The sequence below is a fragment of the Pseudomonas sp. ASL8 genome (genome assembly GCF_056680355.1).
Map to the genome: position 1 here is coordinate 5,557,642 of NZ_CM155278.1, position 18,184 is coordinate 5,575,825.

The window sequence follows — 18,184 nt, forward strand, 5'->3', positions numbered from 1 at the left end:
CAGCCCCAGAATCAAATACGCCGTGCAGCGTAACGCTTGAGCATGCTTGGTACATCGAGAATCAAGGCAATTCGACCGTCACCGGTAATGGTGGCGCCCGACATACCCGGTGTTCCCTGAAGCATTTTGCCCAGCGGCTTGATGACGACTTCTTCCTGGCCCACCAACTGATCGACGACAAAACCGATACGCTGCGTGCCGACCGACAGGATCACAACATGACCTTCGCGCTGCTCTTCGTGAGCGGCCTTGGCGACCAGCCAACGCTTGAGATAGAACAGTGGCAAAGCCTTGTCGCGCACGATGACCACTTCCTGGCCGTCGACGACGTTGGTCCGCGACAGGTCGAGGTGGAAAATCTCGTTTACGTTGACCAGCGGGAAGGCAAAAGCCTGATTGCCCAGCATCACCATCAGGGTCGGCATGATCGCCAGGGTCAACGGCACCTTGATGACGATCTTCGACCCCTGGCCCTTGGTCGAGTAGATGTTGATCGAGCCATTGAGTTGGGCGATCTTGGTTTTCACCACGTCCATGCCCACGCCGCGTCCGGACACGTCAGAAATCTCGGTCTTGGTCGAGAAGCCCGGCGCGAAGATCAGGTTGTAGCAATCGGTTTCGCTCAAGCGATCCGCAGCGTCCTTGTCCATCACCCCACGCTTCACGGCGATGGCACGTAACACGTTGGCGTCCATGCCCTTGCCGTCATCGGAGATCGACAGCAGGATGTGGTCGCCTTCCTGTTCGGCCGCCAGAATCACACGACCACACCGAGGCTTGCCCGCCGCGTCACGCTCTTCCGGGGTTTCGATGCCGTGGTCGACGGCGTTGCGTACCAAGTGGACCAGCGGATCGGCCAGCGCCTCGACCAGGTTTTTATCCAGGTCGGTTTCTTCGCCGACCAGTTCCAGATTGATCTCTTTCTTCAACTGACGTGCAAGGTCGCGGACCAGACGCGGGAAGCGCCCGAAGACCTTCTTGATCGGCTGCATGCGGGTTTTCATCACCGCGGTCTGCAGATCAGCCGTGACCACGTCAAGGTTCGACACCGCCTTGGACATGGCTTCGTCGCCACTGTTGAGGCCCAGACGAACCAGGCGGTTACGCACCAACACCAACTCGCCGACCATGTTCATGATTTCGTCGAGGCGTGCAGTGTCGACCCGCACCGTGGTTTCGGCTTCAGACGCCGCGTGCTTCTCCGGCACCGGCACCGGCGCTTTGGCCGGGGCTGGGGCTGCAGCAATAGCCTTGGCCGGCGCAGGCGCAGACGCCTTAACCACGGCGGCTTTAGCCACGACTGGCGCTGGAGCAACCGCTGCCACAACGGCATCAGGCTCAAACTTGCCTTTGCCATGCAGCTCATCAAGCAACGCTTCGAATTCGTGATCGGAGATTTGATCGCCGCCCGGAGCACTTGCAGGCGCCTTGGCGACGGCCACTGGAGCCAGTACCGCAGGCTCCAGTGCATCGGCTACGAACGAACCTTTTCCGTGCAACTGATCGAGGAGTGCTTCGAATTCGTCGTCGGTGATCTCATTGCTCGCTGCCGCGGTTGCCACAGGCGCAGCCTGAACAGGCGCGGCATCGGCGGCGAACTGGCCTTTCCCGTGCAACTGATCAAGCAGCGATTCGAATTCAGCATCACTGATCTCGTCGCTGGCATTGGGGTCAATAGCAGGCATCGCAACCGCCGCGGGCGCAGCGGCTGACGCGGCCGCTTGCGCCTTGACGGCGTTGAGCGAATCGAGCAGTTGTTCGAATTCGTTATCGGTGATGTCGCCTGCAGCCTCAGCAGGTGGCTCTTCGACGCTGACGGGCGCTGCCGCAGCGATCTCATCGGCAGATGCTGGCGCTGCCAGTCGTGCTAATGCAGCCAGCAATTCGGGCGTGGCCGGGGTCACCGTAGTGCGCTCACGCACTTCAGTGAACATGCCATTGACCGCATCCAATGCTTCAAGGACCACGTCCATCAATTCCGAGTCGACCCGCCGCTCACCCTTGCGCAGGATGTCGAAGACGTTCTCGGCGATGTGGCAGCACTCCACCAGCTCATGGAGCTGGAGGAAGCCGGCGCCCCCTTTTACAGTGTGAAAACCGCGAAAAATTGCATTGAGCAATTCCGCATCATCTGGTCGGCTTTCCAGCTCGACCAGCTGCTCGGACAATAGCTCGAGAATCTCGCCGGCCTCTACCAGAAAATCCTGAAGGATTTCTTCATCGGCGCCGAAGCTCATTGGGGTGCTCCCTAAAATTAACCATCAACCGACCTAGAAGCCCAGGCTGGATAGCAGATCGTCAACATCATCCTGTCCGGACACAACGTCATCACGCTTATCGGCATGAATCTGCGGACCTTCACCCTGAGACAGATGTTTTTCTTGTTCTTTTTCTGCGCGCATCGATTGATGGTCATGTTCGATCCCGGCAAAGCGATCGACCTGACTGGCCATCAGCACCAGCTTGAGCAGGTTGCTTTCAACTTCCGTAACCAACTGGGTCACGCGCTTGATCACCTGACCGGTAAGGTCCTGGTAATCCTGAGCCAGCAAAATATCGTTGAGGTGGCCCGACACTTCCCGGGTTTCCTTTTCGCTGCGCGTCAAAAAACCATCGACACGTCGGGCCAGTTCACGAAATTCTTCAGCACCGACTTCGCGACGCATGAAGCGTCCCCAATCGGCACTCAGGGCTGCAGCCTCGGCGCCAACTCCGTTCACCAACGGTGTACTGAGTTCCACCAGATCCATGGTGCGGTTGGCCGCTGCCTCAGTCAGCCTGACCACATAGGACAGCCGCTCGGTAGCATCATTGATCTGCGAGACTTCTTCGGCTTGCGGCGTGTTCGGGTCAATCTGAAAGTTGACGATCGCACTGTGCAGTTCGCGGGTAAGTTTGCCGACTTCTTGATACAGGCCGCTGTCGCGGGCCTTGTTAAGCTCGTTAATCAGTTGCGCCGCATCGCCGAACCGGCCCTTTTCAAGGCTATCGACCAACTCGTGTGCGTGTTTTTTCAGGGTCGACTCAAAGTCGCCCGATGACGATTCTGTGTGCTCCATAGAGCCCTCGCGGCAAACATCAGCTATTGACGCGCTCGAAGATCTTTTCGATCTTTTCTTTCAGCACTTGAGCCGTGAAAGGCTTGACCACATAACCGTTCACACCAGCCTGAGCGGCTTCGATGATCTGATCACGCTTGGCTTCAGCCGTTACCATCAACACCGGTAGATGCTTGAGGCGTTCATCTGCACGCACATGACGCAACAGATCGATGCCGGACATGCCAGGCATGTTCCAGTCAGTCACCAAAAAGTCGAAGCTCCCGCTTTGCAGCATCGGCAACGCGGTAGTCCCGTCATCCGCTTCAGCCGTATTGGTAAACCCCAGGTCACGCAACAGGTTTTTTATGATCCGCCGCATCGTTGAGAAGTCATCAACGATGAGGATTTTCATGTTCTTGTTCAATTCGACCTCCAAGCAGTCTTTAACGCATTCAGCACCTGAATACGCTGTTCAATCAAAAACCGGCGCAGCACACAACGGCTGCACGAAAACGACGACGAGCTTGGTAAATCAACAGGTCGGGACGCTGGCACAGCAGGCTTTACAGGACCCTGACTGACCGGCTCCTGCCTAGTCTTATCTTCTTCGCACGCAACGCTTTGCACAGCCGGCCTGCAGATAGCGCGAAACCACCAAGGGCCACGCACTGTCTGTCAACGCGCTCGCCATTCCCCCAAACGCCCTCGCAAACGAGCTGCGCACTGGCTGTGTAACTGGCTGACCCGCGACTCGCTGACCCCCAACACTTCACCAATTTCCTTGAGGTTCAGCTCCTCGTCGTAGTACAGCGCCAATACCAGTCGCTCACGCTCCGGCAAATTGGCTATCGCATCTGCCAACGCGGCCTGGAAGCGTTCATCTTCCAGATCGCGCGACGGCTCAAGGTGAGCGCTTGCGCCGTCCTCGTGCAGCCCTTCATGTTCGCCGTCCTGCAACAGATCGTCGAAACTGAACAGTCGGCTGCCCAAGGTGTCATTCAAAATCCCGTAATAATCATCGAGACTCAATTGGAGTTCGGCCGCAACTTCGTGATCTTTAGCGTCACGACCGGTTTTAGCTTCAATTGCCCGAATTGCGTCACTGACCATGCGTGTATTGCGATGCACCGAACGCGGGGCCCAATCGCCCTTGCGCACTTCATCGAGCATGGCGCCACGAATACGAATCCCGGCATAGGTCTCGAAACTCGCACCCTTGGTGGCGTCGTACTTGGTCGAGACTTCCAGCAGGCCAATCATGCCTGCCTGGATCAGGTCCTCGACCTGCACACTGGCTGGCAAACGCGCCAGCAGGTGATAAGCGATGCGTTTGACCAGCGGCGCATAACGCTCGATCAGCTCGTACTGGGAGTCTTTTGACGCCTTGCTGTACATGCGATAGCCGCTGGCTGTCATAGCACCGGTCCTGCACTCGCTGGATGTACGAGCCGCTCAACGAAAAATTCCAGATGCCCGCGCGGGTTGGCCGGCAACGGCCACGTGTCGACTTTCTGCGCGATGGCTTTGAATGCCAGGGAGCACTTCGAGCGCGGGAACGCTTCATACACAGCGCGCTGCTTCTGCACGGCTTTGCGCACGCATTCGTCGTAAGGCACGGCGCCGACGTATTGTAGGGCGACATCCAGGAAGCGATCAGTGACCTTGGTCAACTTGGCGAACAGATTGCGGCCTTCCTGAGGGCTTTGTGCCATGTTGGCAAGCACCCGGAAGCGGTTCATCCCGTAATCGCGGTTGAGCAGCTTGATCAGCGCGTAAGCGTCGGTGATCGAGGTCGGCTCATCACACACCACCAGCAATACTTCCTGGGCAGCGCGCACGAAGCTGACGACCGATTCACCGATGCCCGCGGCTGTGTCAATCACCAGCACATCGAGGTTATCGCCGATATCACTGAACGCCTGGATCAGCCCGGCATGCTGTGCTGGCGTCAGGTGAACCATGCTCTGGGTGCCGGACGCAGCCGGCACGATACGAATCCCGCCTGGGCCCTGAAGCAGCACGTCGCGAAGCTCGCAGCGTCCTTCGATAACGTCGGCGAGGGTACGTTTGGGGGTCAAGCCGAGTAACACATCGACATTAGCCAGACCCAGGTCGGCATCCAGCAGCATGACGCGCCGACCGAGCTCAGCCAGAGCCAGTGATAGATTCACTGACACGTTGGTCTTGCCGACGCCACCTTTGCCACCGGTCACCGCGATAACCTGTACGGGATGCATGCTGCCCATGTTATTTCTTTACCTTGTGTTGCTTAGACCGAGGCCACATTACTGACTGCGAGTTCGTTGAGAGAACAAAGCAAGGCAGACCATGATGTAGGTACATTCCAGTGTCTTGCTTTACCCAACCCTTTTGTTCGGGCTGTGATAAAGATCCGCGAACATATCCGCCATAGCTTCCTCGCTCGGCTCTTCCTGCATTTGCACACTGACCGCTCGACTCACCAATTGGTGCCGGCGCGGCAAGTGCAAATCATCCGGTATCCGTGGCCCATCCGTCAGATAGGCCACCGGTAATTCATGACTGATTGCCAGGCTTAACACCTCACCCAAGCTGGCGGTTTCATCCAGCTTGGTGAGAATGCAGCCGGCCAGACCGCAGCGTTTGTAGCTGTGGTATGCCGCAGTAAGGACCTGTTTCTGGCTGGTTGTTGCCAGCACCAGATAATTACGCGCCTTGATACCACGCCCGGCGAGGCTTTCCAGCTGCAGACGCAGTGCTGGATCGCTGGCCTGCAGGCCGGCGGTGTCGATCAAGACCACGCGCTTGCGTACCAATGGCTCTAGCGCCTGGCCAAGCGACTGGCCCGGATCGATATGAGTGACCGGCACATTGAGAATACGTCCCAGGGTTTTCAGTTGTTCCTGGGCACCAATCCGATAGCTGTCCATGCTCACCAGTGCAATATTTTGCGGACCATATTTCAAGACATACCGCGCGGCCAGTTTCGCCAGCGTCGTGGTCTTGCCCATGCCGGCCGGACCGACCATGGCGATCACCCCACCCTCTTCCAGAGGTTCGACGTCGGGCGTCACGATCATCCGTGCCAGGTGGGCCAGTAACATGCGCCACGCCTGACGGGGTTCTTCAATATCAGTAATCATTGCCAACAGGTCCCGCGACAACGGACCCGACAGGCCAATGCGTTGCAGGCGGCGCCACAGGTTGGCTTGCTGCGGCCGGCTGCCCTGCAGTTGATTCCAGGCCAGCGAGCCAAGCTGCACTTCAAGCAGTTCGCGCAGGCCGTTCAATTCAAACCGCATGGACTCGTAAGCATGATGCCCGGCGACGGGCTCAGCGGATGGGGCCGGAGCGGCCGGACGTGGCGGCTCGCTGAACGTAGGCTCGATGTGCGAGTCTCCAGCGGTCAACGGCAGGCCGGAGTAAAGCTGGCGATTGATCGATGAATCACTGTCGCCACGGGTGCCGAGTTCAGCCTGAGCCGAGACGATGCGCGATTGGGTTTTGCGCAACTCGTCTTCGAGTTCAATGTTCGGCACACGCGGCGCCAGCGCGGAAAGTTTGTAATCCAGGGCAGCAGTCAGCTCTACACCACCGGCAATCCGCCGGTTGCCAATGATAGCGGCGTCAGCGCCCAACTCATCACGAACCAGTTTCATGGCTTGACGCATGTCGGCGGCGAAAAAACGCTTAACTTGCATGACTCACTACCTCAGCCGTTGGGCCCGACAGTCGCGACGATGGTGACTTGCTTATTGTCAGGAATTTCCTGATACGCCAGAACATGCATGTTCGGTACAGCCAACCGTCCAAATCGTGACAGCATGGCGCGAACCGGGCCTGCGACTAACAAAATCACTGGCTGACCCTGCATTTCCTGGCGCTGGGCAGCATCAATCAACGAACGCTGGAGCTTTTCAGCCATGCTTGGCTCGAGAAGAACGCCCTCTTCCTGACCCTGACCAGCCTTCTGAAGACTATTTAGCAATATTTGTTCCAATCTTGGCTCAAGGGTGATGACAGGCAGCTCCGGCTCAGCCCCTACAATGCTTTGGACGATAGCGCGACACAGCCCGACACGCACCGCAGCGACCAGCGCGGCAGTATCTTGACTCCGAGGTGCCGCGTTCGCGATGGCTTCTGCGATGCTGCGGATATCCCTGACAGGGACGTGTTCGGAAAGCAGCGCCTGCAACACCTTGAGCAATGCCGAGAGCGAAAGGACACCTGGCACCAGTTCTTCGGCCAGTTTGGGCGAGCTTTTGGCCAATAACTGCATCAATTGCTGAACTTCTTCATGGCCAATCAGCTCATGAGAATGTTTGTACAGAATCTGATTGAGGTGAGTCGCCACCACCGTGCTGGCATCCACCACGGTGTAACCGAGCGATTGCGCCTGGCTGCGCAGGCTGACTTCGATCCACACCGCCTCCAGACCGAACGCTGGGTCCTTGGCGGTAATCCCGTTGAGCGTGCCAAAGACCTGCCCCGGATTGATCGCCAGTTCGCGATCCGGGTAAATCTCGGCTTCAGCCAGGGTCACACCCATCAGTGTCAGACGATAGGCGCTGGGCGCCAGATCAAGGTTGTCGCGGATATGCACGGTCGGCATCAAAAAGCCCAACTCCTGGGAAAGCTTTTTACGCACGCCCTTGATTCGCGCCAGGAGCTGACCGCCCTGATTGCGATCCACCAGAGGAATCAAGCGGTAGCCCACTTCCAGGCCAATCATGTCGATCGGCGTGACATCGTCCCAACCGAGTTCTTTTGAGTCCTGAGCTCGCGTTGGTGAAGGCAAGAGGTCCTGCTGGCGCTGAACCTCTTGCAACGCATTGACCTTGACCATGTTCTGCTTTTTCCAGAGCAGATAAGCAGCTCCAGCGGCCACCAGCCCCAGACTGATAAAGGAAAGGTGGGGCATGCCCGGCACCAGCCCCATGACTATCATCAAGCCTGCGGCCACGGCCAGCGCCTTGGGGGACGCAAACATCTGCCGATTGATCTGCTTGCCCATCTCTTCCGAACCGGAAGCTCGGGTCACCATGATTGCCGCAGCGGTGGACAGTAGCAATGATGGCAATTGCGCCACCAAACCGTCACCAATGGTCAACAGCGCGTAAACCTTGCCGGCATCGGCGAAGGACATGTTGTGCTGGAAAATACCGACGGCCACGCCACCAATCAGGTTGATGAACAGAATCAACAGACCGGCAATCGCATCGCCGCGCACGAATTTGCTGGCACCGTCCATCGAACCATAGAACTCAGCCTCTTGAGCGACCTCCAGACGGCGGCGTTTGGCTTCTGGCTGATCGATCAAGCCTGCGTTGAGGTCTGCGTCGATGGCCATCTGTTTGCCGGGCATCGCATCGAGGGTAAAGCGGGCACTCACTTCGGAAATCCGCCCGGCACCTTTGGTCACAACGACGAAGTTGATGATCATCAAAATCGCGAAAACCACGATACCGACGACGTAGTTGCCACCGATCACCACCTCACCAAAGGCCTGAATCACCTTACCGGCAGCGGCGTGACCGTCTTGACCGTGAAGCATGACCACCCGCGTCGACGCCACGTTCAGCGCCAGGCGCAACAACGTGGCAACCAGCAAAATGGTGGGGAATACAGAGAAGTCCAGTGGTCGCAGGGCGTACACGCAGACCAGCAGGACGACGATCGACAGCGCAATGTTGAACGTGAAAAACACATCGAGCAGAAATGGAGGCATCGGCAACATCATCATTGCCAACATGACCAACAGCAGCAACGGCACACCCAACTGCCCACGACCCAGGCCTAGCAGGTTGCTGCGTGCAGCGTTGATTAATTGAGAGCGATCCACCAATTCTTTTCCTGCCTGCTAAATCAAACTTTTGACGCCATCAAGCGACGTAGCGAGGTCAGTGCAAGAAGCTTTCCAACTATGGGTTCGCTGCGCAAACTTGTGTGCGCGCTTATGAATCACGCCGCAGATCGCTCGGGATCGGCATATCGCCCAATGGGTCCGGGCGCTTGCCCTTGCCTGCGCGATGCTGGCGGATTTGATAGACGTACGCCAACACCTGCGCCACCGCCAGATACAGGCCAGCAGGAATTTCCTGATCCAGCTCGGTGGAGTAATAAATCGAACGCGCCAAAGCGGGCGATTCAAGGAGGAGGATGTTGTGCTCGGCGCCGATTTCTCGAATTTTCAACGCCAGAAAATCACTGCCCTTGGCCAGCAACATTGGCGCCCCGCCCTGCTCGGGGTCATATTTCAGCGCCACGGCAAAGTGCGTCGGGTTGGTGATAATCACGTCGGCATCAGGGATCTTCGTCATCATCCGGCGCTGGGACATCTCACGTTGCAGCTGACGAATCCGCTGTTTGACCTCTGGCCGCCCATCACTGTCTCGGTGCTCGTCACGCACCTCCTGCTTGGTCATCAACAGCTTTTTATGGCTTTCCCATAGCTGGAATGGCACATCCACCGCCGCGATAATGATCAACCCGCACGCCATCCATAACGCACTCCAACCTACCACCTGCACGCTGTGGATGATCGCCAACTCCAATGGCTCATGGGCGATGGAGACCAGATCACCCCTGTCCTTGGACAGCACCACCAACGCCACGATCAGAATGATGAAGAACTTGGCAAATGCCTTGATCAGCTCGACCAATGCCTGAACGGAAAACATGCGCTTGATCCCGGACAGCGGGTTCATTCGACTGAACTTGGGCACCATTGTGTCAGTAGAAAACAGCCAGCCTCCCAGCGCGATAGGGCCGATGAGCGCCGCCAGAACCATGGTCAGCATCAGCGGCTGGATCGCCACCAGCGCCGCCTTGCCAGCGTTGAGAAAATACAGCCCCATGTAATGGTCATCCATGATCACTTCACGCGGAAGCGTGAAGTTGATCCGCATCAACTCGAGCATCATTTCCGCCAGCTGACCACCAAACGCCAGCAATCCGCCTGCCCCCGCCATCATGATGACCAGGGTGTTGAGCTCTTTGGAGCGGGTCGTCTCACCCTTGTCGCGAGACTCCTTGACCCGCTTGGCCGTGGGGTCTTCTGTTTTATCCTGGCCATTCTCGTTCTCAGCCATGTCAGCGGGCCTTAACCAGACTGCGTAGCAACTGCAAGGCTTCCACCGCCAACGGCTGATACTGATTGAGAATGTCGCCGAGGGTAATCCACAGGATCACCATGCCCAGCACCAGCGTCAGCGGAAAGCCGATAGAGAAGATATTCAACTGCGGCGCAGCACGCGTCATGACCCCAAATGCAACGTTCACCACCAACAACGCCGTAATGGCTGGCAAGACCAGCAGCAAGCCGGCGCCCAACACCCACCCTAAGCGACCAACCAGCTCCCAAATGTGCGTGAGATCCAGCCCACTGCCGACCGGCAGCGTGGTAAAGCTTTCCACCAGCACTTCAAAAACCACCAAATGGCCATTCATAGCCAGGAACAGCAAGGTCACCAGCATGGTAAAAAACTGCCCGATCACTGCCACCGACACGCCGTTGGTAGGATCGACCATCGAGGCGAAGCCCATGCCCATTTGTACCGCGACAATCTGTCCGGCAATCACGAACGCCTGAAAAAATAATTGCAGGGACAAGCCGAGCATTGCACCGACGATGATCTGCTCACCTATCAGCAGCAGCGCGCTCAGATCCAGCGCATGGACTTCGGGAATCGGCGGCAGACTGGGGGCAATCACTACGGTAATCGCCACCGAGAAATATAGACGCACACGCTTTGGCACCAGCGTTGTGCCAAAGATCGGCATCGTCATCAGTACTGCCGCGACCCGGAACAAAGGCAGCATGAAACTCGCTACCCACGTCCCGATCTGCGCGTCAGTCAGGGCAAGCACGGAGGGCACGTTGCTAACCGATCAACTGCGGAATACTGCCGTACAGCGACAGGATGTACTCCATGAACACCCGAACCAGCCAAGGTCCCACGACGATCAGGGTAATCAGCATTACCAACAGACGAGGCAGAAAGCTCAACGTCTGCTCGTTAATCTGCGTTGCGGCCTGAAACATGGCGACCAACAACCCCACGATCAGACTGGGCACCACCAGTATGGCGACCATCATCGTGGTCAACCATAACGCTTCACGAAACAGGTCGACAGCGACTTCAGGCGTCATTGCGCACGCTCCCCGTCAGTCATGGCGAGATCCCGCCAAAGCTGCTCGCCAGCGTGCCGATGATCAAGGCCCATCCGTCCACCAGTACAAACAGCATGATCTTGAAGGGCAGAGAGATAATCAGCGGCGACAGCATCATCATGCCCATCGCCATCAATACGCTGGCAACCACCAGGTCGATAATCAGGAACGGGATGAAGATCATGAACCCGATCTGGAACGCGGTTTTAAGTTCCGAGGTCACGAACGCCGGGACCAGGATGGTCAGCGGCGCCTGATCAGGACTGGAAATATCGGTGCGTTTGGAAAGTCGCATGAACAAATCCAGATCGCTCTGTCGAGTCTGCGCCAGCATGAAGTCCTTGATCGGCACCTCAGCCTTGAGCACCGCGTCCTGCGCGGTAAGTTTTTCACTCAGATAGGGCTGCAATGCATCCTGGTTCACCCGATCAAACACCGGCGCCATAATGAACATGGTCAGAAACAGCGCCATGCCGGTGAGTATCTGGTTCGACGGTGTCTGCTGCAAACCCAGGGCCTGACGCAAAATCGAAAAAACGATGATGATCCGGGTAAAGCTGGTCATCAGCATGACGAATGCAGGAATGAAGCTCAGCGCCGTCATGATCAACAGGATCTGCAGGCTGACCGAATATTCCTGCTGACCGTTGGCACCGCTGGACAAAGTAATCGCAGGTATCGACAGTGGATCAGCCGCGAACACCAAAGGCGCTGCCAGCACCAGCAGCAACGTCAAGACTATGCGCAACGCGCCCATTACTTCTTATCCTTATGATCCTTGCCCAGCAGCTCCATCAGACGCTGGGCAAACTCCGGTGTGGCCTGCGAGGTATCGGGCACTTGCAGCGGCTCTTTGAGCACATGCAAGGGCGTGATGCGTCCGGGCGTAATCCCGAGCAAAATCTGCTCGCTGCCCACTTGCACCAGCACCAGCCGGTCACGCGGACCCAGTGCGCGCGAGCCCAGCAACTCGATGAGTTGACCGTTGCGCGGGCCGGCACTCTGGGCGCGACGCAGCAACCAGGCCAACCCGAAGATCAGGCCAATCACCAGCAACAGGCCCAATACCAATTGCGTCAATTGACCGCCCACCCCACTGCCCAATGCACTGCTGACTTGCGGCGCAGCAGCCTGAACTGCAGGCTCCGCAGCCATCGCGCTTAACGGCAAGGCGAGCATCACACCGAGGAGCCTATTCATTCAACGCAACTTCTTGATGCGTTCACTTGGGCTGATCACGTCAGTCAGGCGGATGCCGAACTTTTCGTTGACCACAACCACTTCACCGTGAGCAATCAGCGTGCCGTTGACCAGCACGTCCAGCGGCTCACCGGCCAACCGGTCGAGTTCGATCACCGAACCCTGGTTAAGCTGCAGCAGGTTGCGAATATTGATGTCGGTACTGCCCACTTCCATGGAAATCGATACCGGGATATCCAGAATCACATCCAGGTTTGGACCCTCCAGCGTTACGGGCGCGTTGTTCTTTGGCACGCTGCCAAACTCTTCCATTTGCAAGCGACTGGCAGAGGAACGACCAGTATCGGCTGCAAGCAACGCGTCGATGTCATCCTGGCTGGCATCGCCGGATTCACCCAGCGCAGCTGCCCATTCATCGGCCAATGCCTGATCTTCAGCAGACGTTATTTCGTTTTCATCAGCCATCAGTTGTCCTCGGCGGGCATTGATTCGTTAACACATCACATTATTCACGCTGACGGTAAAGGTCAGCGGCGTTCAATTGGTTCAATAACTTGCAGCGCCAGATGCCCCTTGTGCGAACCCAGCTTGACCTTGAACGACGGCACGCCATTGGCACGCATGACCAGCTCTTCAGGCAAGTCCACGGGAATCACGTCACCCGGCTGCATGTGCAGAATGTCGCGCAGGCGCAATTGGCGACGGGCGACGACGGCACTCAGTGGCACAGCAACATCCAGCAGGTCCTCACGCAAGGCTTTGCTCCAGCGTTCATCCTGATCATCCAGGTCCGACTGGAAACCGGCATCGAGCATTTCGCGCACAGGCTCAATCATCGAGTAAGGCATGGTCACGTGCAGGTCGCCGCCACCGCCATCGAGTTCGATATGGAACGTCGAGACTACAACCGCCTCGCTAGGGCCGACGATGTTGGCCATGGCCGGATTCACTTCGGAGTTGATGTACTCGAAGCTCACCTCCATGATCGCCTGCCAGGCTTCTTTCAAATCGATGAATGCTTGCTCGAGCACCATGCGCACCACGCGCAATTCGGTCGGCGTAAACTCACGACCCTCGATCTTGGCATGCCGCCCGTCACCGCCAAAAAAGTTGTCCACCAGCTTGAACACCAGCTTGGCGTCCAGAATGAACAACGCAGTGCCGCGCAACGGCTTCATCTTGACCAGATTGAGACTGGTCGGTACGTACAACGAGTGCACGTACTCACCAAATTTCATGACCTGCACACCGCCCACCGCCACATCCGCGGAGCGGCGCAGCATGTTGAACATGCTGATACGGGTATACCGGGCGAAACGCTCGTTGATCATCTCCAGGGTCGGCATCCGCCCCCGGACGATACGATCCTGACTGGTCAGGTCATAACTTTTGACGCTGCCGGGTTCGGCGACGCTTTCGGTCTGGACCAGACCGTCGTCGACACCGTGCAGCAGCGCATCGATCTCATCCTGTGACAGCAGGTCTTGCACGGCCATGTCGTGGTCCTACTGCAGTACGAAGTTAGTAAAAAGCAATTGTTCAACCACCACCTTGCCAACCTCTTTCTGCGCCACTTCCTGGACGCTGGCGGTGGCCTTCTGACGGAGCATTTCCTGACCGATTGGCGTCGCCAAAGAGTCGAAAGTCTGCCCGGAGAAGAGCATGACCAGGTTGTTGCGGATAACCGGCATATGGACTTTCAGCGCATCCAGGTCACCCTGGTTACGTGCCAGCAGCGTGATACTGACCTGCATATAACGCTGACGACCGTTCTGGTTGAAATTGACCACAAAGGCTGGCGTCATAGGCTCGAAAATCGCAGGCGCCTTGACGTTGCTGGCCGCTACGGCTGGCTCGGGCTTACTTTGGGACGAGTGCAAAAAGAACCATGTGGCGCCGACCGACAAGCCGATCGCAAGCAACAATGCCACAACAATAATAATAATGAGCTTGAGTTTGCCTTTCGCTGCGGGGTCTTTCACTGCTTCGGTCTTCGCCATGCCAATAATCCGTCACTATTCGGGGGTTCACCAATGCGTGACAGAGGCAGAGCAAGTGTTATGCCAGATGCGTGACAGGATCGACAGAGGGTTTCATTCTGTAGGCGCAAACTCATCCACAAAGGGCTTGATGCGGCGTGCCGGCACACCGCCGTCGCGGCGCGCGCAGCCACAAGCACGCGCCTACAACGCACTTTCACATAGCGCGTTACAGCATCAAGCGTAATAATCCACTTCGCTAGAGCCGATGACTTGCATTGGCTGACTGACAGCATGCGCCACATCATGAATGGATCCGTCATCGAGGCCGTTGACTGGATCAGAACCACCATTCCTCACGCCACCACTTCGCTGCCCCTGGCTAGCCTGCTGCTGGTCCTGCCCTTGCCCATTCCAGCCACGGGACTGGTCAGACACATTGACCTCAACCTGGCCCAACCCCTGCTGAGTAAACGAATCACGCAGCTTGGGCATCTGCGCTTCCAGCGCTTCACGCACACCGACATGGGCACTCATGAACGTGACTTGGGTCTGCTGGTCAGGCGCCATATTGACGCGAATATTCAGGCGACCCAGCTCGGCAGGCTCAAGCTGGATGTCTGCTGACTTCAGGTTCTGGCTGGACAGATACATGACCCGATCCACGATCCCCTCACTCCAACCGCTCTGGTGCATGGCCAATGGCTGGGCCAACGGCAAAGGCGAAGCTGCCGCCGCCCTGGGTTGAACTGCCTGACTCAGGGCGGCAAGGCGATTGGCAAAATCATCGATCCGAGTGTCACTGGCCGAAGCTTTGACGTCGCTCAAACCGTCTTCAATAAGACCTTTAAAGGCCTTATCGCCACCCTCAGTACCTGCGCCATCAGTGGACGGCTGATCCGCGAGGACTGTCAGGTTATTGGCGATGACCTGGAAGGGATCCGCATCGGCTTGAGCGGGAGATGCTTTCGCGGCAGCCTGCGCGGAGGTAGATGTCGCAGGCACGGGCGCCGACCCTGAGGCTCTGGCACTTTGCTCCAGGGCCATTTGCACGGCAGGCAACCCTGCCAGAGGATCAGTCGCGGGGTCGAAACCCGTGTCCGCGACCGGGAAGGGGACGGGGACAGCCGGCGGCAGCGTGGCTACCGCAGCAGTCACGGCTACCGGCACTTCGACCGGAGGCTCAACAGCGGTAGCGACCGGCACAACAGGCTCGGCAGCCGGCTGGACGACCAGCGCCTGCAAGGCAGCTGGATCAAGGGTCGGATCAACGGGCGCAACATCGCTCAGCGCCGGGTCGGTCGCCTTGTCGCCCGACGCGTCCTTACCCGCATCATCCGCCTTTTCGCTGACGTTATCGGCAGGCAAAGATTTGCCGCTATCGGCAACCGCCGAGGTGGAAGCGGCAGATGTATCGCTCACCGCTTGCTTGCTGTTACCTGCATCGGGCTTGTCGTGGACAGCTTTTGTGCGGGTGTCATTGCTCTCCACAGGCTTGGGCTGCGCATGCCTGGCAAACACTCGAGCAAAGCTGGAAGTGTCTTCCTTGCCGGTCTCAGCAGGTTTTGCCGCACTGCTGGCGACAGCCGACTGGGATTTGGCTACGGCAGTAGCCTGAAGAAGCGGGTGAGTGGCAAGGGGCATGTCAGTCTCCGTACGGGCACAATTACCAAGTCACCAAGCAAGGGGCGGGCCAGCTTCAGCTAGCCTCAGCCCTGACCGATGAAACGCTGGCGCTCAACGTTGAACAAACGCCGGACCGTGATGAATTCAACGTCGATTTTCCTGAGCAGCTCATCGACTCCGGTCAGCTCATTGCACTGAGCACGCTCTTCGAGCTGCTGGCACAGCTCAGCCAACCGTGTCGCCCCCATGTTGCCGCTGCTGCCCTTGAGGCTGTGAGCAGCCATGCCCAGCGCTGGCAAACCAGGCGCCTGCGCAGCACGTGCATGGTGCAGTTGCACCAGACGCTGTTCGGAGTCTTTAAGAAACGTATCGAGCAAGATGGGATATTCGGCCTCCATCACTTCTTGCAAGCCGCCCAATACACGGTAGTCCAGATGAGTCACTGACACTTGTTCGCTCCTTGATCAAGAATCATTTGATTATGCCAGAGCCCCCCAGGAAAATTCCACGCACGCTGTGCGTCCATCCTCCGACCAGTGGGAATGCTCACTCAATTCGCGTACCAGGTTGAGGCCTCGCCCTGATAACTCATGCGTCTGCGCCGACAGCGCCAAAACACGATCGACGTCGAATCCAGCACCGCTGTCTTCAACGCGTATCGTTAAATGACCGCCCTGCCCGCGCGGCACAATCTGTAAGTGCAGGCGCACATAACCGTCTTCAAGACTCGCCAGGCGCTCATTGCGCTCCCGGTAGTACCGGGCAAAACCCAAGGCATCGCGCTTTAGCTCCGAGTCGAGACCCAGCACGCCATGCTCCAGCGCGTTGGTGTACAACTCGGCAAGCACGCTGTACAGCGGCCCGCTCTGACTGCGCAGACCATGGACTTCCAACAGCAACTGCAACAAGTAAGGCAAAGGGTTGAAACGTTTGAGCGTCGTGGCGCGATACTCGAAGCTCGCCGACCAGTCCAGTGGGCTGGACTCACCGCTGTCCGAGTACGTCACCGTCGGAGGCCCCAGCAGGGCCGGGTCTACCAGGCTGATTTCGACCATGCTCACATCATCCCGGGCCTGCCCACGGAAGCCGTCCAAGGCATGCTGGATTTCATTGATCAGCTCGTCCGGCTGGCGATTGGCAGCGAACACCGCCTGCAATCGCTCGACACCAAACAGCTGATCATCGTTGTCGCTGGTGTCGAGTACGCCGTCGGACAACAGGAAAATCCGGTCACCCAAGGCCAACGGGTGCACTTCGGTCTTGTAATCGAAGCGAGCCGGGTCCAACACACCCAATGGCAAATGCCGCGACACCAGCGGCGTGCGCTCCCCGCTGGCAACGTGATGCAGATAGCCATCAGGCAGACCACCGTTCCACACTTCCACTTGCTGCAAATTGAAGTTCACGGACAGCAGGGTCGCGCAGCAAAACATGTCCACGGGCAAAATGCGTTTTAGCTTGGCGTTCATTTCCCGCAAGGTTTGGGTCAGGCCGTACCCCTTGGCGGTCATGCCGTAAAACACTTCAGCCAAGGGCATCGCCCCTACCGCCGCGGGCAAACCATGGCCGGTAAAGTCGCCCAATAAAATGTGCATGTTGCCGGCAGGCGTGTATGCAGCCAACAACAGATCGCCATTGAACAAGGCATAGGGCGATTGCAGGTAGCGGATGTTCGGCGCACTCAGGCAGCCAGAGTGCGCTACCTGATCAAAGACTGCTTTGGCTACTCGCTGCTCATTAAGCAAATAGCCATGATGCCTGGCGATTTGGTCACGTTGCTCCAGGACCGTTTCCTGCAATCGCCGCAAGCGCTCCATGGCATTGATCTTCGCGGTGAGGATCGCCTCGCTGTAGGGCTTGGCGAGAAAGTCGTCGCCCCCTGCGTCAAGGCATCGAACCAACGCCTCGCTTTCGCTCATCGAGGTGAGGAAAATGATGGGCACCAGCGCTTCGCCTGCCACCTGTTTGATTCGGCGCGCGGCCTCAAAACCGTCCATCACCGGCATCAAAGCATCCATCAGCACCAACTGCGGACGCTCTTTTTCAAACAACGCCAACGCTTCCAGGCCATTGCTGGCGCTGAGCACTGTATGGCCCTGGCGACGGACAATGGTCGTGAGTAGCAGGCGATCACTGGCGTTGTCGTCAGCAATCAGCACGCACAGGCTTTCAGGTAGGGTTAGCAC

Annotated in this window: 18 protein-coding genes; all 18 read right to left on the reverse strand. The window is 57.7% G+C overall.

The genetic code is table 11. From position 1 onward, the window contains the following. Positions 1-11: 11 nt before the first annotated feature. The 18 genes from AC1MEA_RS25495 to AC1MEA_RS25580 all read right to left on the reverse strand — a co-directional run bounded on the left by AC1MEA_RS25495 (position 12) and on the right by AC1MEA_RS25580 (position 18,184). A complete protein-coding gene (locus AC1MEA_RS25495; protein ID WP_480916280.1) occupies positions 12-2,237 on the reverse strand; it encodes a chemotaxis protein CheA in 2,226 nt (741 codons plus the stop codon). Between the two features lie 33 nt (positions 2,238-2,270). Further along, positions 2,271-3,059 (reverse strand): protein phosphatase CheZ, encoded by a 789-nt coding sequence (locus AC1MEA_RS25500; protein WP_219060461.1) that lies wholly within the window; start codon positions 3,057-3,059, stop codon positions 2,271-2,273. 19 nt (positions 3,060-3,078) lie between these two features. Then, entirely contained in the window at positions 3,079-3,453 is a 375-nt protein-coding gene (locus tag AC1MEA_RS25505; RefSeq protein ID WP_219060460.1) for a chemotaxis response regulator CheY, read from the reverse strand. 263 nt (positions 3,454-3,716) lie between these two features. Further along, positions 3,717-4,457 (reverse strand): RNA polymerase sigma factor FliA, encoded by a 741-nt coding sequence (gene fliA, locus AC1MEA_RS25510; protein ID WP_219060459.1) that lies wholly within the window; start codon positions 4,455-4,457, stop codon positions 3,717-3,719. Beyond that, a complete protein-coding gene (fleN, locus tag AC1MEA_RS25515) occupies positions 4,454-5,287 on the reverse strand; it encodes a flagellar synthesis regulator FleN (RefSeq protein ID WP_219060458.1) in 834 nt (277 codons plus the stop codon). The genes fliA and fleN overlap by 4 nt, the downstream gene beginning before the upstream one ends. 111 nt (positions 5,288-5,398) lie before the next feature. After that, entirely contained in the window at positions 5,399-6,721 is a 1,323-nt protein-coding gene (flhF, locus tag AC1MEA_RS25520; protein WP_219060457.1) for a flagellar biosynthesis GTPase FlhF, read from the reverse strand. Between the two features lie 11 nt (positions 6,722-6,732). Further along, on the reverse strand, positions 6,733-8,862 hold the full coding sequence (gene flhA, locus AC1MEA_RS25525) for a flagellar biosynthesis protein FlhA (RefSeq protein WP_449633144.1): 2,130 nt from the start codon (positions 8,860-8,862) through the stop codon (positions 6,733-6,735). 112 nt (positions 8,863-8,974) lie between these two features. Further along, a complete protein-coding gene (gene flhB, locus AC1MEA_RS25530; protein WP_480916281.1) occupies positions 8,975-10,111 on the reverse strand; it encodes a flagellar biosynthesis protein FlhB in 1,137 nt (378 codons plus the stop codon). Position 10,112: 1 nt separating this feature from the next. Beyond that, positions 10,113-10,898 carry a flagellar biosynthetic protein FliR gene (gene fliR, locus AC1MEA_RS25535; protein WP_449633142.1) on the reverse strand — a complete coding sequence of 262 codons (786 nt, stop codon included), beginning with the start codon at positions 10,896-10,898 and terminating at the stop codon, positions 10,113-10,115. A gap of 4 nt (positions 10,899-10,902) precedes the next feature. Continuing rightward, a complete protein-coding gene (gene fliQ, locus AC1MEA_RS25540) occupies positions 10,903-11,172 on the reverse strand; it encodes a flagellar biosynthesis protein FliQ (RefSeq protein WP_219060453.1) in 270 nt (89 codons plus the stop codon). 19 nt (positions 11,173-11,191) lie between these two features. Continuing rightward, positions 11,192-11,950: a flagellar type III secretion system pore protein FliP gene (fliP, locus tag AC1MEA_RS25545; protein WP_219060452.1), complete on the reverse strand. Its 759-nt coding sequence runs from the start codon at positions 11,948-11,950 to the stop codon at positions 11,192-11,194. Continuing rightward, positions 11,950-12,393 (reverse strand): flagellar biosynthetic protein FliO, encoded by a 444-nt coding sequence (fliO, locus tag AC1MEA_RS25550; protein WP_219060451.1) that lies wholly within the window; start codon positions 12,391-12,393, stop codon positions 11,950-11,952. Before fliO ends, fliP begins: the two co-directional genes overlap by 1 nt. Further along, a complete protein-coding gene (fliN, locus tag AC1MEA_RS25555) occupies positions 12,394-12,858 on the reverse strand; it encodes a flagellar motor switch protein FliN (RefSeq protein ID WP_219060450.1) in 465 nt (154 codons plus the stop codon). It abuts the gene before it with no gap. A gap of 62 nt (positions 12,859-12,920) precedes the next feature. Beyond that, on the reverse strand, positions 12,921-13,889 hold the full coding sequence (fliM, locus tag AC1MEA_RS25560) for a flagellar motor switch protein FliM (RefSeq protein WP_449633140.1): 969 nt from the start codon (positions 13,887-13,889) through the stop codon (positions 12,921-12,923). 9 nt (positions 13,890-13,898) lie between these two features. After that, a complete protein-coding gene (gene fliL / locus AC1MEA_RS25565; RefSeq protein ID WP_219060448.1) occupies positions 13,899-14,393 on the reverse strand; it encodes a flagellar basal body-associated protein FliL in 495 nt (164 codons plus the stop codon). A 216-nt stretch (positions 14,394-14,609) separates the two neighbouring features. After that, positions 14,610-16,016: a flagellar hook-length control protein FliK gene (locus AC1MEA_RS25570; protein WP_480916282.1), complete on the reverse strand. Its 1,407-nt coding sequence runs from the start codon at positions 16,014-16,016 to the stop codon at positions 14,610-14,612. A gap of 65 nt (positions 16,017-16,081) precedes the next feature. Further along, on the reverse strand, positions 16,082-16,396 hold the full coding sequence (locus tag AC1MEA_RS25575) for an Hpt domain-containing protein (protein ID WP_480918222.1): 315 nt from the start codon (positions 16,394-16,396) through the stop codon (positions 16,082-16,084). Positions 16,397-16,477: 81 nt separating this feature from the next. Then, on the reverse strand, positions 16,478-18,184 hold the full coding sequence (locus AC1MEA_RS25580) for a SpoIIE family protein phosphatase (RefSeq protein WP_480916283.1): 1,707 nt from the start codon (positions 18,182-18,184) through the stop codon (positions 16,478-16,480).